Source organism: Ruegeria sp. AH7 (assembly GCF_056541325.1).
Genome location: NZ_JBQFYF010000001.1, coordinates 271,139 through 286,254, shown reverse-complemented (window position 1 = coordinate 286,254; position 15,116 = coordinate 271,139). Strand labels below are relative to the sequence as shown.

At 57.6% G+C, this 15,116-nt stretch carries 13 protein-coding genes; 5 read left to right on the top strand and 8 right to left on the bottom strand.

Annotated features, from left to right (window positions below; all coding sequences use genetic code 11):
- Positions 1-1,821 carry an ABC transporter ATP-binding protein gene (locus ACR0JX_RS01435; protein ID WP_480540768.1) on the bottom strand — a complete coding sequence of 607 codons (1,821 nt, stop codon included), beginning with the start codon at positions 1,819-1,821 and terminating at the stop codon, positions 1-3.
- Between the two features lie 284 nt (positions 1,822-2,105).
- Between ACR0JX_RS01435 and ACR0JX_RS01430 the strand changes: the two genes are divergently transcribed.
- The 3 genes from ACR0JX_RS01430 (at position 2,106) to ACR0JX_RS01420 (ending at position 5,884) form a co-directional block, all read left to right on the top strand.
- Positions 2,106-3,812, top strand: coding sequence for a peptide ABC transporter substrate-binding protein (locus tag ACR0JX_RS01430; protein ID WP_480540766.1), 1,707 nt, complete (start codon positions 2,106-2,108; stop codon positions 3,810-3,812).
- A gap of 91 nt (positions 3,813-3,903) precedes the next feature.
- Entirely contained in the window at positions 3,904-4,911 is a 1,008-nt protein-coding gene (locus tag ACR0JX_RS01425; protein ID WP_170532227.1) for an ABC transporter permease, read from the top strand.
- Entirely contained in the window at positions 4,904-5,884 is a 981-nt protein-coding gene (locus ACR0JX_RS01420) for an ABC transporter permease (protein WP_170532225.1), read from the top strand. The genes ACR0JX_RS01425 and ACR0JX_RS01420 overlap by 8 nt, the downstream gene beginning before the upstream one ends.
- 6 nt (positions 5,885-5,890) lie before the next feature.
- Here the strand turns inward: ACR0JX_RS01420 and ACR0JX_RS01415 are convergent, their stop codons facing one another.
- The 6 genes from ACR0JX_RS01415 to ACR0JX_RS01390 form a co-directional block, all read right to left on the bottom strand.
- Positions 5,891-7,027 carry an MFS transporter gene (locus ACR0JX_RS01415; protein WP_480540764.1) on the bottom strand — a complete coding sequence of 379 codons (1,137 nt, stop codon included), beginning with the start codon at positions 7,025-7,027 and terminating at the stop codon, positions 5,891-5,893.
- A gap of 71 nt (positions 7,028-7,098) precedes the next feature.
- The gene (locus tag ACR0JX_RS01410; RefSeq protein ID WP_480540762.1) at positions 7,099-8,376 is read right to left on the bottom strand and encodes a DUF3422 family protein; all 1,278 of its coding nucleotides are present in this window, start codon (positions 8,374-8,376) and stop codon (positions 7,099-7,101) included.
- A 107-nt stretch (positions 8,377-8,483) separates the two neighbouring features.
- On the bottom strand, positions 8,484-8,840 hold the full coding sequence (locus ACR0JX_RS01405) for a VOC family protein (RefSeq protein WP_480540760.1): 357 nt from the start codon (positions 8,838-8,840) through the stop codon (positions 8,484-8,486).
- A gap of 159 nt (positions 8,841-8,999) precedes the next feature.
- Complete coding sequence (locus ACR0JX_RS01400; protein ID WP_480540758.1) at positions 9,000-10,451, bottom strand: NAD(P)(+) transhydrogenase (Re/Si-specific) subunit beta; 1,452 nt, start codon at positions 10,449-10,451, stop codon at positions 9,000-9,002.
- Between the two features lie 13 nt (positions 10,452-10,464).
- Complete coding sequence (locus ACR0JX_RS01395; protein ID WP_480540756.1) at positions 10,465-12,036, bottom strand: Re/Si-specific NAD(P)(+) transhydrogenase subunit alpha; 1,572 nt, start codon at positions 12,034-12,036, stop codon at positions 10,465-10,467.
- Positions 12,037-12,163: 127 nt separating this feature from the next.
- The gene (locus ACR0JX_RS01390) at positions 12,164-12,613 is read right to left on the bottom strand and encodes a methyltransferase family protein (protein ID WP_480540754.1); all 450 of its coding nucleotides are present in this window, start codon (positions 12,611-12,613) and stop codon (positions 12,164-12,166) included.
- A gap of 172 nt (positions 12,614-12,785) precedes the next feature.
- Here ACR0JX_RS01390 and kynU point away from each other — a divergent pair, with 172 nt between their 5' ends.
- Positions 12,786-13,979 carry a kynureninase gene (kynU, locus tag ACR0JX_RS01385; protein WP_480540752.1) on the top strand — a complete coding sequence of 398 codons (1,194 nt, stop codon included), beginning with the start codon at positions 12,786-12,788 and terminating at the stop codon, positions 13,977-13,979.
- Here kynU and ACR0JX_RS01380 read toward each other — a convergent pair.
- Entirely contained in the window at positions 13,972-14,550 is a 579-nt protein-coding gene (locus ACR0JX_RS01380; RefSeq protein WP_480540750.1) for a TetR/AcrR family transcriptional regulator, read from the bottom strand. The genes kynU and ACR0JX_RS01380 overlap by 8 nt on opposite strands.
- Positions 14,551-14,649: 99 nt before the next feature.
- Between ACR0JX_RS01380 and ACR0JX_RS01375 the strand changes: the two genes are divergently transcribed.
- Complete coding sequence (locus tag ACR0JX_RS01375; protein ID WP_480540748.1) at positions 14,650-15,114, top strand: (2Fe-2S)-binding protein; 465 nt, start codon at positions 14,650-14,652, stop codon at positions 15,112-15,114.
- Positions 15,115-15,116 lie beyond the last annotated feature (2 nt).

Here is a 15,116-nt window from a genome sequence, read left to right as displayed (position 1 = left end):
TCAGTATCCGCTATCCGTGGTCAGGATAAAGTGCCCCGGCTCGACCTCGCGGTACTCAGACGGTTCCGGCTTGTAGTCAATCGGATGAATGGGCGACGGGATCGGTTTGAAATTCAAGTCTTTTTCCGACTTTCGCTGATTTGGATCAGCAATTGGAACCGCCTTCATCAGCGCCTGTGTATAGGGGTGCTGTGGGTTCTCAAATACCCGCGCACGCGGTCCAAGTTCCACGATCCGACCCAAATACATAACGCCCACATAATGGCTGACACGCTCGACCACAGCCATGTCGTGGCTGATGAACAGGTAGGACAGGCCAAGTTCAGATTGCAGTTCCATCATCAGGTTCAGAACCTGCGCCTGCACAGACACATCAAGGGCCGAGACCGCCTCATCCGCGATGATCAGCTTAGGGTTCAGGGCCAATGCACGGGCGATGGCAATCCGTTGACGTTGACCGCCTGACATCTCGTGCGGGAAGCGACGCATGAAGCTGCGAGGCAATTGTACCTTGTCGAACAGTTGCGCGACCCGGTCCTGCAATTCCGACCCTGAGGCGACGCCATAGTTGCGCATCGGCTCGGCCACCTGATCGACCAGCTGCATCTGCGGATTGAGCGAGGCAAACGGGTCTTGAAAGATCATCTGCATGTCCAGCCGCGCCTTACGCAGGCCGGAAGGATCCAGTTTCATAATGTCGACGCCGTCCAGATTGATCTCGCCGGCCATAGGCTCGACCAACCGCAGGATCGAGCGTCCAGCCGAGGATTTTCCACACCCCGATTCGCCCACCAGGCTCAGCGTTTGCCCCCTGTTGAGGGTAAAGGACACATCCTCAACCGCATGAACGTTCGAGATAGTACGACGGAGCAAACCACCCTTGACCGGAAACCGCGTTGTCAGGTTGTTGACGGTCAGCAGAACCTCTTCGGTACCCGGGATGGGGGCGATGTTCTGTCCTTCGACCCCCAGCAGTTTCATGGGTTCAGGCGCAGATTTGCCGCGCATCTCACCCAGCTTCGGCACCGCCGCCAGCAGCGCTTTGGTATAATCATGCTGCGGGTTCTCGAAGATTTCCTTTACGGTGCCCTCTTCAACCTTGTTGCCACGGAACATGACGACAACCCGATCCGCCATCTGCGCCACCACGGCCATGTCATGGGTGATAAACATCACCGCCGTACCTGTTTCCCGCTTCAGCCGGTCCATCAACGCCAGAATCTCGGCCTGAATGGTCACATCCAGCGCGGTCGTGGGTTCGTCCGCGATCAGCAGGCGCGGTTCACACGCCATCGCCATCGCAATCACAACACGCTGCCGCATGCCACCCGACAATTCATGGGGGTACTGTTTCAAACGACGCTCAGGTTCAGGGATTCGAACCTGGCGCAGCAACTCAAGCGCGCGCTCCTCGGCCTGCGCCTTGGACATATCTTTGTGGATGCGCAGCCCTTCGGTCAGCTGGCGTCCGACCGTGAAAACCGGGTTCAGCGCAGTCATCGGTTCCTGAAAGATCATCCCGATCTCATTGCCGCGAATCTGTTTCATCAGATCCTGATCGGCGTTCGACAGGTCCATCTCTTCGCCGTCGCGGCGGTCAAACAACAGTTCTCCACCCGCGATTTCGCCGCCACCGAACTCGACCAAGCGCATCAACGACAGCGAGGAAACCGATTTCCCTGAGCCAGATTCGCCAACGATACAAACGGTTTCGCCGGGATTTACTTCGAACGAGACATCCTCGACACCCACTACAGGGCCATCTTTCGTTTGAAACTCGACCCGCAGTTTCTTGATCTGTGCAATAGGTTGATCCAGCACGCACGCGCTCCCGTTGGTAGTCTTTTTTTGTTCGGATGCCCGACGCTAAGGCGGCAAGGCAGGAAAAGTCAAACCCGTTGCCATTTTTCCCGACGGCAACCCTTGCTTTTTTCCAGAGTTCTGTTTCGATACCTCGCGTAACCGTGATGGGGAGATCATGGATTCCGTGGGTCTTAGCAGATTTTGCGGCAACAATTCAGACCCTTACCCAAAGCGGCAACGCCAAATCCGCAGGCCTTGCGGAGATAATCGAGACACGGAAGTGTCCTTTTCGGGAGTTTATTATGAAGATCAAAACCCTTTTGCTCGGTGCGATCGCAAGCACGGCGATGGCCCCGATGGCCTTGGCCGAGCGTGGATCGGACGGCAATGTCAGCATCATTTATTGGCAGGCTCCGTCGATCCTGAACCCCTTTTTGTCGGGCGGAACCAAGGACGTTGAATCCGCATCGCTGGTGATCGAGCCACTCGCGCGCTACGACCAAGATGGCAACATGGTGCCCTATCTGGCGTCAGAGATTCCGACCGTTGAAAACGGTGGAGTTAGCGAGGACCTGACCTCGATCACATGGAAGATCGCACCGGGAATCACTTGGTCGGATGGCTCGGCGTTTACCTCGGCAGATGTGGTCTTTACCGCGAACTATTGCATGGACCCCGAAGGTGGCTGTGCGCAAGTCACCAAGTTTGAAGGCGTCACCAATGTCGAAGCGGTGGATGACTTGACCGTCAAAGTCACCTTCGACAAACCGACCCCCTTCCCCTACGGACCGTTTGTGGGTGGTGAAAGCCCGATCATTCAGGCCGCTCAGTTCGCGGATTGCATGGGCGCGAAGGCCCCCGAATGCACCGAACAGAACTTTAACCCCATCGGCACTGGCCCATTTGTTGTCACCGAATTCAAGCCAAATGACGTGATCACCTTCAAGGCCAACGACAACTATCGCGATCCGGCGAAACCTGCCTTTGCGACAGTCACCTTCAAAGGTGGCGGCGATGCAACGGCGGCTGGTCGTGCTGTTATGGAAACCGGCGAGTTTGACTATGCTTGGAACCTGCAGCTGGCACCTGAAGTAATCGCGCAGATGCAAGAAGGCGGCAAAGGTACCCCGGTTGCGGGCTTCGGTCCTCTGGTCGAGCGTATCATGCTGAACCAGACCAACCCGTCGCCTGACCTGCCGGAAGGCGAGCGGTCGACCGCAACGCATCCGCACCCGTTCCTGCAGGACCCGGCCGTTTACAAAGCCATGTCCATGGCCATCGACCGCCCGCTACTGGTTGAGATCGGCTATGGTCAGGCAGGCAAAGTGACCTGTAACTGGGTTCCGGCCCCGGCTGCGTTCAACTCGACCTCGATGACCTGTGACACGCAGGATATCGCGGGCGCAAACGCCCTGCTGGACGAAGCAGGCATCGTTGACACAAATGGCGACGGCGTCCGTGAAAAAGACGGTGTTCCGCTGAAAGTCGTCTATCAAACGTCTACCAACGCCGTCCGTCAGGACTTCCAGGCGTTGATCAAGGAATGGTGGAGCCAGATCGGTATCGAAACTGAACTGCGCAACATCAACGCGTCGGTCTTCTTCGGTGGTGACCCGGGCTCGCCCGACACATTCCAGAAGTTCTATGCCGACGTTGAAATGTACGCCAACACCTTCAACGGCACCGACCCTCAGTCCTATCTGGGCAACGGTCTATGCGACAAGGCTCCTCGTCCCGATACACAGTGGCAGGGTGAAAACATCAGCCGCTTCTGCAACGAAGAGTTCGATACGCTGCATGCGCAGCTGGCCGAAACTGCCGGTCTGGAACAGCGTGCCGAGATCGCGAAACAGCTGAACGACATCATGGTTGAAAACGGCGGTATGATCCCGCTTGTGCACCGTGGTCGCCTGTCGGCACATGCAAACACCCTGGGTGGCGTTGTCCTGAACGTTTGGGACAGCGAACTTTGGAATATCGCTGACTGGTACCGCAAGACCGGTTCCTAAGCGTTAGCCTTGCAAAGCCGCGCCCCGATCTTCGGGGCGCGGTGCTTTGCACACCACCCCAACAAGAAGACGCATATAAAGGCGCCTCTTAATGCTTAATTTTACCATCAGACGACTGATATTGGCGGTGCCTACACTGCTGTTCATCAGCCTCGTCATCTTCCTGCTCCTCGAACTCGCACCTGGCGATCCGATGGCACAGGTTCCGCTCACCGTTCCTCCCGAAGTCAAAGAGAAGATGCGCGAAGCGCTTGGTCTCGGCCAGCCGATGCATATCCGGTTCTGGAAATGGATCGTTCAGTTCTTCTGGATCGAACCGCAGGTTCTGATTGACCACATGTTCGGCACCACCTTTTCCGAAGGTGATCTACGTGTGATTTCGTGGCAGACCCGCTCGCCCGTTATGGACATCGTCGTTCAGCGTATCCCCCAGACCCTGTGGGTTGTTGGCACTGCCTATGTAGTTGCGATCCTGATCGCCCTGCCCATCGGTATCTATTCGGCCTATCGCCAGTATTCCTGGTTCGACCAAATGGGCACATTCGTGTCGATGGTTGGTTTCTCGGTCCCGCCCTTCTTCTCGGGCGTTCTGGTGATCGTGATCTTCTCAGTCCAGCTTGGCTGGTTCCCTTCGATCTATGACACCACGCTGGTGGTCAACAGTTGGGACAGCTTTGTCGTGCAGCTCAAGCAAATGATCATGCCAGTCATGGTTCTGGCGCTTCAGATCACCGCTCAGCTGAGTCGGTTTATGCGCGCCTCGATGCTGGACAACCTCAATCAGGATTACGTCCGCACCGCCCGCGCCAAGGGCCTCAGCGAATACACCGTCGTCATGGTCCACGTCCTGCGCAATTCGATGATCCCTGTGGTCACAGTGATCGCGCTGGGTATCCCGGCCATCTTTGGCGGCGCCATCATCACCGAGCAGGTTTTTAAGGTGAACGGCATCGGCCAGTTGCTGATCGGGGCCATTCAGGCCAACGATCTGCCGATGGTTCAAACCCTGACCTTCATCTTTGCCGTGCTGATCGTACTGTTCAACCTGATCGCCGACGTCCTGTACGGCATCCTGGACCCGAGGATTCGCTATGACTGATCATGATCGTACCGATACGCTGGTCCCGGATGAAGGCATTGCACCCGCGTCTACTGCCCTGCCAACTGCAGGCGTGATGGACGATCTGACCACCCCCCCCCGCAGCCAGTGGCGCGATGTGTGGGATCAGTTCAAGACACACAAAGGCGCGATGATCGGGGCAGTCCTGTTCATCTTCATCGTCGCTGCAGTGTATCTGGGCCCATATCTCTGGACCATCGACCCGACGCAGATCGACATCCGGTCGCGTAATCAGGGTCCAAGCTGGGCGCACCCTTTTGGCACCGACCAGTTGGGCCGCGATATTCTGGCGCGGATGATGTCAGGTGGGCAAACCTCGGTTTCGGTGGGTATCACCGCGATGCTGCTGGCGCTGTTCTTGGGCTCATTCATCGGTGTGGTCGCTGGGTTCTTCAAACGGCTCGACGGGCCGCTGATGCGCCTGACCGATCTGTTTCTGGCCCTGCCTCTGCTGCCCTTGCTGCTGGTCATGATGCTGCTGTTCCGCGAGCCTCTGTCTGCGGCATTCGGGCTGGAACGCGGGATCTTCATCCTGATCGTCTGCGCCATCGGCATCACCTCGTGGATGCCCACCGCACGGATCGTGCGCGGTGATGTTCTGGCCATTAAGGAACGAGAGTTCGTTCTGGCAGCCCGATCCATCGGCACCAGCAACAGCCAGATCATCACGCGGCACATCCTGCCGAACGTGCTGTCTCCGATCATGGTGTCGGCGACATTGGGGATTGCCACCGCGATCATCACCGAAAGCGCGCTGTCCTTCTTGGGGCTAGGCTTCCCGCCCGACTTCCCGACCTGGGGCCGCTTGCTGTTTGATGGCGTTGATTATCTTCAGCAATACCCCGAGCGCGTGTTCTGGCCCGGCCTCGCCATCTCGCTCACGGTGCTCAGCGTCAACTATCTGGGTGACGGCCTGCGAGACGCGCTGGATCCGCGTATTCGCGGACGTTAATCAAACTCAGTCGGCGCGCTTCAGCGCGCCGGCGCATACAACGATCAGAACGGCAAGCGGCAGCAAGACACCAAAGGCCATTCTCAGCGTCAGCAACTCTGCCAAAAACCCGATCAGGGGCGGCCCGATCAGCAGGCCGCCATAGCCAAGCGTTGCCACGCTGGCGATGGCCTGCCCCGGCGGTATCTGTGGGTCATTCGCGGCACGGCTAAACGCCAAAGGCATAATCACCGCATATCCCACGCCCATCAGCGTAAAGCCCACCAAAGCCAGCGGAGCGGCCCCGGCCGAGACAACACAAAACACGCCCATAGCGGCGAACATTCCACCACCCCGTGCCGCAGCAACCGGCCCGACCCAAGCAATCACCATCCCTCCCGCAAGACGACATACCACCATCGCGACCGAGAACACGGCATAGCCCAGCGTCGCAATGCTTTCGGCAGCGCCAGTGACATCGCGCAGGAAAATCGCGCTCCAATCCGCGACGGCCCCTTCGCCCAGCGCACCGCAAAAGGCCGTGAACCCCACCAGGATCAGCACCCCAGACGGGAACGCAAAAACTGACCCCTGCGACTGCACCGAACGCCGAGATGTCCATTGCACCCAGGACAGCGCCAAAGCCAGAGCCACGACCAAACCACCTGCGGAAAGAAAATGCTGCAACACGCTCATCTGCATCTGAACAGCCGCATACCCGCTGATCGCCCCCAGCCCTGCCCCAAGGCTCCACATCGCGTGGAATGAGGACATCAACGGTTTCTCATAGGCGCTTTCAACTTCGGCGGCCCAAGCATTCATGGCCACGTCCATCGACCCGTGAAACGCCCCGAAGACAAACAGAAAGACAGCCAGCAGGGTGAAACTGTCCGCCAGCCCCAACAGCACCAGAGATCCGGTATAGAGAACCGCGATAACCCGCGTGATTGCAACGGCGCCAAACCGGTCGGTCAGTCGCCCAGTGACGGGAAAGGAGCACACCGCGCCCGCTGCCATGAACAGCAGGCCATAGCCCAACGCCTCATGGCTCAGCTGCAGATGATCCCGAACCGCCGGAATGCGCGAGGCCCAGATACCAAACAACGCACCGTTGAGGATGAACATCGCGGTCACAGCCCGCCATGCTGAAACGACACTGATCACAGGGATGCTCCGATTGTGTGACTATCGCTGCCGGTCACTAGTACAAAGCTTGCCCTGCTGTGCAAGTGACGTCATTCCAACCGCTTGCGAATTCTGTGGACGGCAGCCCAGACCATCAAAATGACCGGCAGCGTGATCAAGGCGGTCAATGTACCCTTGCTCAACCCGGTCGACGTGAGCGGATACAGCACGTAGCTGACCAGCGAGACGGCATAGTAACTGATGGCCACAACCGAAAGCCCCTCGACCGTGTGCTGCAGGCGCAAGGCCAGGTCCGCGCGCTTGTCCATGCTTTCCAACAAAGCCTGGTTCTGTGCGCTGCGTTCAACATCAACCCGTGTACGCAACAAATCCCCGGCGCGGATTGCTCTGTCTGAAAGGGTTTGCAGGCGTTTTTCTGTCGATTTCACAGTACGCATAGCCGGGTCGTAGCGGCGCATCATGAAATCGGCAAAGCTCTGACGGCCCATAAACCGTTCTTCCCGCAACACGGCAATGCGCTGATTGACAATGGCCTCATAGGCACCAGTCGCCCCAAAGCGAAAGGCACAGCGGGCAGACAAGGTTTCCAACTCAGTCGAGATGCGCAGCAGATCAGGTAACAGATCGTCAGGATGGTTTTCTCCATCCGTCATCTCGCCCATCAACGCGGTCAACTTCTGGTCTAACCCACCGATGCGCGGCGTCAGGCTTTTGACCCTGGCAAAGCCCAACATGGACATCGCCTTATACGTCTCGATCTCGCACAAGCGTTGAATGATACGCCCGATCCGTCGCTGACCCGTGCCTTCGGAAATAAATACTGCAAAACGCATATGGCCCGCCGGATCGATGCGAAAATCGCTGGCGCAGATCGCCGCATCATCCAGAACGCAAGAAACGGCCAGGCTTTCGAGTTCGAACCAGTCGGGCAACACAGCACGGACCGCATCCTGATCTGGCCGCCGCACGACACGCATCAGGATGGACGTAATCCTTTTGCCCGGGCTGGCCATAACCCAATCCGCCGGGAACACTTCAAAGTCAGCTGGGTCAAAAGCCCGCGCGCTCACATTCTGAGAGATCGCGGTATAGGTCACAAACTCGGTATGCTGTTCCCACTTCAACCAATGACGCCCAATCTGACCCGCGTAATGTGTTGCATCCGGCTGGGGGCGAGACGCACCATGGCGCGTCAACAGATCGGTCAGATGTGCGATGTCCGCCTGACGATCTCCATCAACCGACTCAGTCGGCTTCTTGATCGCCAGAAATGCAACTGTGCAAGGCACCTCGGCGCTTGGAAAGGGCCGTGCGTGCAGCTCATTGGCCAGCGCATAGCGCAAGGGATGATCATCAATCGGCGTCATTTTTGGCTCCGTCTTATCCGGGGCACTATACGACACAGCTGAAATACATCAATTCTCTTTTTATTTCATATACTTACAGGAATGCAACGGTATACAAACCTGCTATCTCATTGATTTGGCTGCCACAGCTCAATCGGATTGCCTTCCGGGTCATGAATGCGGGCGAACTTGCCAACCTCGCTGTCCCAGTCGGGATGGGTCTCAACCTTGATCCCCGCGGCCTCAAGCTGTGCGGTCATCGCCGCAAGGTTATCAACGCGAAAATTGATCATCCATTGTTGTTCGGCGCGGCCAAAATACTTGGTATCCTGCGCAAAAGGTGCAAACACTGTATAGCCCTCGCGCTGTTTCCAGGGCACTGGATCATAATGGTTAACGCCCAGATGCCTTTCATACCAATCCCGCAACGCCTCAGGATCCCGGGCCCGAAAGAAAACCCCGCCAATACCATTCACTTTCTGCATGGCCACCTCCTGTCACCGTGTTCCGGCTCAGAATAGCACATTCCACAGGCTTCATCTGGCCACAAATATCCTGGGGGCTTGGGGGCAAAGCCCCCAACTCTACCCAAAAAAGAAAAGGGCGCCCGCAGGCGCCCTTTGCAATTTACTAGCAACAGTTGATCAGTCGATCATCGGCAACAGCTTGTCCAGCGACTGCTTGGCATCGCCATAGAACATGCGCGTGTTCTCTTTGAAGAACAGCGGATTTTCGATGCCCGAATAGCCAGTACCCTGACCGCGCTTCGACACAAAGACCTGCTTGGCCTTCCAGCATTCCAGAACCGGCATACCGGCGATGGGGCTGTTGGGATCCTCCTGCGCGGCAGGGTTCACGATGTCATTCGAGCCGATGACGATGGCTACATCCGTGTCCGGGAAATCGTCATTGATCTCATCCATCTCAAGCACGATGTCATACGGCACTTTCGCCTCGGCCAGCAGAACGTTCATGTGGCCAGGCAAACGTCCGGCAACGGGGTGGATCGCAAAGCGCACCTCTTTGCCCTTGGCGCGCAGCTTGCGAACCAACTCGGACACCGACTGCTGTGCCTGCGCCACTGCCATGCCATAACCCGGGATGATGACAATACTGTCCGCATCGTTCAGCGCAGCAGCCACGCCATCAGCCTCAATCGCGATCTGTTCGCCCTCGACAGCCATCTGCTCGCCCTGCGGACCACCGAAGCCGCCCAGAATCACGCTGACAAAGTGACGGTTCATCGCCTTGCACATGATGTAGGACAGGATCGCACCGGAGGAACCAACCAGGGCGCCGACAACGATCAGCAGGTCGTTGCCAAGGCTAAAGCCGATCGCCGCAGCCGCCCAACCCGAATACGAGTTCAGCATCGACACAACCACCGGCATGTCGGCACCACCGATGCCCATGATCAGGTGATAGCCAATGAACAGCGCCGCTAGCGTCATCAGGAACAGCGGGAACAACCCACCCGAGCTGGTATACCAGATCAGACAGATCAGCGAGAGACCTGCAGCCGCCGCGTTCAGCATATGACCACCGGGCAGTTTGGTCGCCGCCGAGGTCACCTTGCCAGCCAGCTTGCCATAGGCCACGACCGAGCCGGTAAAGGTGATCGCACCGATGAAGATGCCCAGGAACAACTCAACATGCAGGATCGCCAGTTCCGCAGGGGTTTTCTTGGCGATCAGCTTGGCAAACGCGCCCAGATCAGACAGGTTCGCCTGGCTGGCACTATCCGCAATCGCCATGACCTGCGCCACGTTGCCGATCTCAAAATGCGCGTTGAAGCCCACGAACACAGCCGCCAGGCCGACCAGCGAGTGCATTGCAGCCACCAGCTGCGGCATCTCGGTCATTTGGACGCGCTGCGCCACGTATTGACCGATCAAACCACCGCCAATGATCAGCAGGATGGACAGCAACCACAGACCCGAACCGGGACCAACCAGCGTGGCAAAAACCGCCAGCGCCATACCGACGATGCCATACCAGACCGCGCGCTTGGCGCTTTCCTGGTTCGAAAGGCCGCCGAGCGATAGGATGAAGAGGACAGCCGCAACTACATAAGCGGCAGAAGTAAAGCCAATCATATGCCCGACCTCCTTAAGATTTCTGGAACATGGCGAGCATGCGCCGGGTTACGAGGAAGCCGCCAAAGATGTTGATCCCGGCCATGAAGACAGACAGCGCCGCCAGCAGAATGACCAGGAACGACCCGGACCCAATCTGCATCAACGCCCCGACGATAATGATCGACGAGATCGCGTTGGTGATCGCCATTAGCGGTGTGTGCAAGCTGTGCGCAACGCCCCAGATCACCTGGAAGCCCACAAAGATCGCCAAAACAAAGACGATGAAGTGCTGCATGAAACTGGCCGGAGCAATCAGTCCCACCAGCAGCATCAGCGCACCACCGACACCCAGCAGGGTGAACTGCTGTTTAGTCTGCGCCTTGAAGGCTGCGATTTCTTGCGCCTTTTTTTCTTCCGGGGTCAGTTCCTTGACCTCGGGTTTCTTCTGCGCCGCAATCGCCTGCACCTTTGGCGGAGGCGGCGGGAAGGTGATCTCACCCTCATGAGTCACGGTCGCGCCGCGGATCACGTCATCTTCCATGTCGTGATTGATCTGACCGTCCTTCTCGGGCGTCAGGTCGGTCATCATGTGACGGATGTTAGTGGCATAAAGCGACGAGGATTGCGCCGCCATCCGGCTGGGGAAATCGGTATAACCGATGATGGTCACGCCATTGTCGGTCACGATCTTCTCATCCGCGACGGTCAACTTACAGTTGCCGCCTTTTTCCGCCGCAAGATCCACGATAACCGAGCCCGGTTTCATGCTTTCGACCATATCCTTGGTCCAAAGCTCAGGAGCCTCGCGGTTCGGGATCAGCGCTGTGGTGATGACGATGTCCATTTCTGGCGCAAGCTCACGGAACTTGGCCAGCTGCGCCTCGCGGAATTCATCCGACTGAACCGAGGCATAACCACCAGTGGCCGCGCCGTCCTGCTGGTCTTCTTCAAAGTCCAGATAGACAAACTCAGCACCCATCGACTCGACCTGTTCGGCCACTTCCGGGCGGACGTCGAACGCATAAGTGATCGCACCCAGCGAGGTCGAGGTGCCGATAGCGGCCAGACCCGCCACGCCAGCGCCGACGATCAGCACCTTGGCAGGTGGTACTTTACCGGCAGCGGTCACCTGACCGGTGAAGAACCGGCCGAAGTTGTTGCCGGCCTCAATCACCGCACGATACCCAGCGATGTTGGCCATCGAAGACAGCGCATCCATCTTCTGCGCACGAGAGATACGCGGCACCATCTCCATGGCGATGACATTCGCGCCTTTGGATTTGGCCAGCTCCATCCCCTCTTCATTGCCCGCGGGGTTGAAGAACGAGATCAGCGTCTTACCCTTGGTCAGCCGTTTCAACTCGGTCTCAGTCGGGATGCGCACCTTGGCAACAATGTCCGAGCTTTTCCAGAGAGACGCCGCAGTTTTTACGACCTCAACACCCGCAGCCTCATATGCCGCATCCGAGAACCCAGCCGCAGCACCAGCCCCTTTTTCGATCAGGCACTCATAGCCCAGTTTCTGCAACTGCACGGCCGAGTCTGGCGTCATTGCCACTCGGTTCTCGCCATCCAGTATTTCTTTTGGTGTGCCTATTTTCACTGGCAGTCCCCCTTGCTTCTAAGGCCGGTCAGGTCCTCGGGTATGGATTGTTAAGAAAAGATGTATCTTGCGCAATTTTATTTCGCAAGCGCAGCATCCATTACGTTGTGTCATTCGGTTGATCTGGCTACACCCACCGTCTTGTCTTTTGTTCATAGCGGGCGAAATCAGCGCGGAAGGTGCGGCGCATGCGGTCCTCCTCGGGCAGGATGAAACGACGTTCAAGCACCCAGACAAAGATCGGCACCAGAGCCAGTGACAGAACGGCGTCAAAGCGCAGAACCAAGCCCGCCAGGATCAAAACATCTCCCAGGTAGATCGGATTCCGGCTGCGTTTGTAGATACCGGATTGCACGATTGCACTGGGTGTTTCATGCGGGATGACTGTCGTCTTGTGGCGCCGGAATTCGGCAACAGCCAATACGGCCAGCAGGATGCCACCCCCGATCAGCACACCGCTGAGAAGATCGGTCAACCCACCGTCAAGGGACAGGCCAAATCCCAAATAGCGCTCCTGTAACCAGGCAAGCAGGGCAAAGCCCACTAGCCAGACAGGGGGAAGGTCGATCCAGCGCATCGTCAATCCTCGGGGCTGACGTCACGTAAGGGCACGTGTCGTTTCTGGGCGCTGTCCTACCGCTTTGGGACCGAAAAGGCAAAACCCCAGTTGTCGCATCAATGGACAGCAGAGATGGGATGATTTACGCCCTAGGGGCAATGCTATCCAAATATACAAAAAACGGGCCGCCATGACTGATTTCGCGACGACCAAAGACATGTTCACTCTGCCCGAGGGGATGATCTACCTCGACGGAAACTCTCTGGGCCCGGTTCCGAAGGCGGCGGCGGATCACGTGCATCAGATGATGACCGACGAATGGGGGCAAATGCTGATCACGGGCTGGAACAAAGCCGGTTGGATGGGTATGCCCGCGGCGTTGGGCGACCGGATTGGCAAACTGATCGGAGCAAAACCGGGCAGTGTTGTCGTGGGCGACACGTTATCGATCAAAGTCTATCAAGCGGTAGCATCCGCTTTGGAGCTAAACTCGGATCGCAAAGTTGTATTGTCAGACAATGGCAACTTCCCAACCGATCTTTACATGGTTGACGGGCTTTTGCGTTCGCTCAGCGATGACTATGAGTTGCGCGTGGTCGACCCTGAACAGGTGGCCGTTGCCCTGACGGATGACGTCGCCGTACTGATGCTGACCGAGGTCGATTACCGGACCGGGCGCATGCATGACATGAAAACCCTGACCGAATTGGCGCACTCTTTGGGCGTGGTGACCGTTTGGGATCTGGCTCATTCGGCTGGGGCGATTCCTGTAGATCTGACGGGCTGCAATGCCGATTTTGCAGTGGGCTGTACCTACAAGTACCTCAACGGCGGGCCCGGTGCTCCGGCCTTTGTCTATGTGGCCCCTCGGTTGGCGGAGCGGGTGCGCCCAGCACTGTCTGGTTGGCTGGGGCACGAGGCTCCGTTCGCTTTTGATCTCGACTATCGCCCCGGCGCGGGGATCGAACGGATGCGGGTCGGAACCCCTCCAGTCATTCAGATGGCCTCACTTTCGGTGGCGATGGATGTCTGGGATATGGCCGATATGGCCGATGTCCGTGCCAGATCCATCGAATTGACCGAGCTTTTCATTCAACGGGTCGAGGCCACCTGCCCTGGCCTGACACTGGCCAGCCCCCGCGACCCGCTGCAACGGGGCAGTCAGGTGTCGTTCCGGTTCACCGAAGGATACGCCGCGATGCAGGCCTTGATCGCGCGCGGCGTAATCGGAGATTTCCGGGCACCGGATATCATGCGCTTTGGCTTTACACCGCTTTACATTGATGTAACGGATGTAGAGCAAGCGGTTGATATTCTGGCCGATATCATGCGCAACAGGCAGTGGGATCGGCCCGAATACAAAATCCGTCAGCGGGTTACCTGACTTCAAGCCCCGCGCCGATCATCGCAGCCAGCTGCCGGGTGCGCTGTTCGAACTCTTCGGCGCTGGAGGCGGTCAGCTTGATCCCTTTCAGGCTGGCCGTAATCGTCTTTGCGGTGTCGTGGGGCGTGTCGAACACGCGGGCGCGCCCTTTGGCCTGCATATCGGTCAGCCATTCCGCAAATAGCAAAGTCAGTTCTGCCTCACCCTGTTCGACAATATCGGTGGACATGGATTTGGTCGTATCCAGCATCTCGACCCCATGGGGTGACGCCAGTATCGCCGCCATTCCCTCCATTTGCGCCTGAATCGCTGCGTTCAACACCTGCGAGATTGATCCTGCCTTCTTCAATGCAGCGGCTACGGCATTTGTCTTGTCAGCATAGTGCAGCCTGGTTAGTTCGCGAACGATAGCCTCTTTGTTCTTGTAATGCAGATACACAGCAGGCCGGGACATACCCGCGCCTTTCGCAATGTCATCCATCGATGTCTTGCGGAATCCGTATTTCGAAAATGCCTGGAAAGCCGAAGCCAGAATAGCCTTTTGCCGTATGTCGTCGCTCGTATCCTTCATTTCAGAAGCTCTGACAGTTTTCGTATATTTTGTCAATTGACATGCTGACACTTTTCACCAATTATGTCAGAAACTGCCACAGCTAACGAGAGGCGCGCCATGGCGACCACCCTTAAAATCAACGGAACCGCATATCAGGTGGATCTGCCTGATGATGTGCCCCTGCTTTGGGTTCTGCGCGATGAGGTCGGCCTGACCGGCACCAAATTCGGTTGCGGTGTCGCGGCCTGCGGGGCCTGCACTGTTCATATAGATGGCGAGGCCGTGCGCTCTTGTCAGGTGGTTTTGTCGGATGTTTGGGGTGACGTGACGACGATTGAAGGCATCGGAACGCCTGCGGCCATGTCAGCACTCCAACAAGCCTGGGTCGACCATCAGGTGGCGCAATGCGGCTATTGTCAGTCCGGTCAAATCATGCAGGCCGCAGCTTTGCTGGCCGAAAACCCCGCGCCCTCAGATGCCGATATCGAAGACGCGATGCAGGGCAACCTGTGCCGCTGCGGCACTTATCCCCGGATACGTGCAGCAATTCACGACGCCGCTGGCAAACTGAAGGAGGCGTAAGA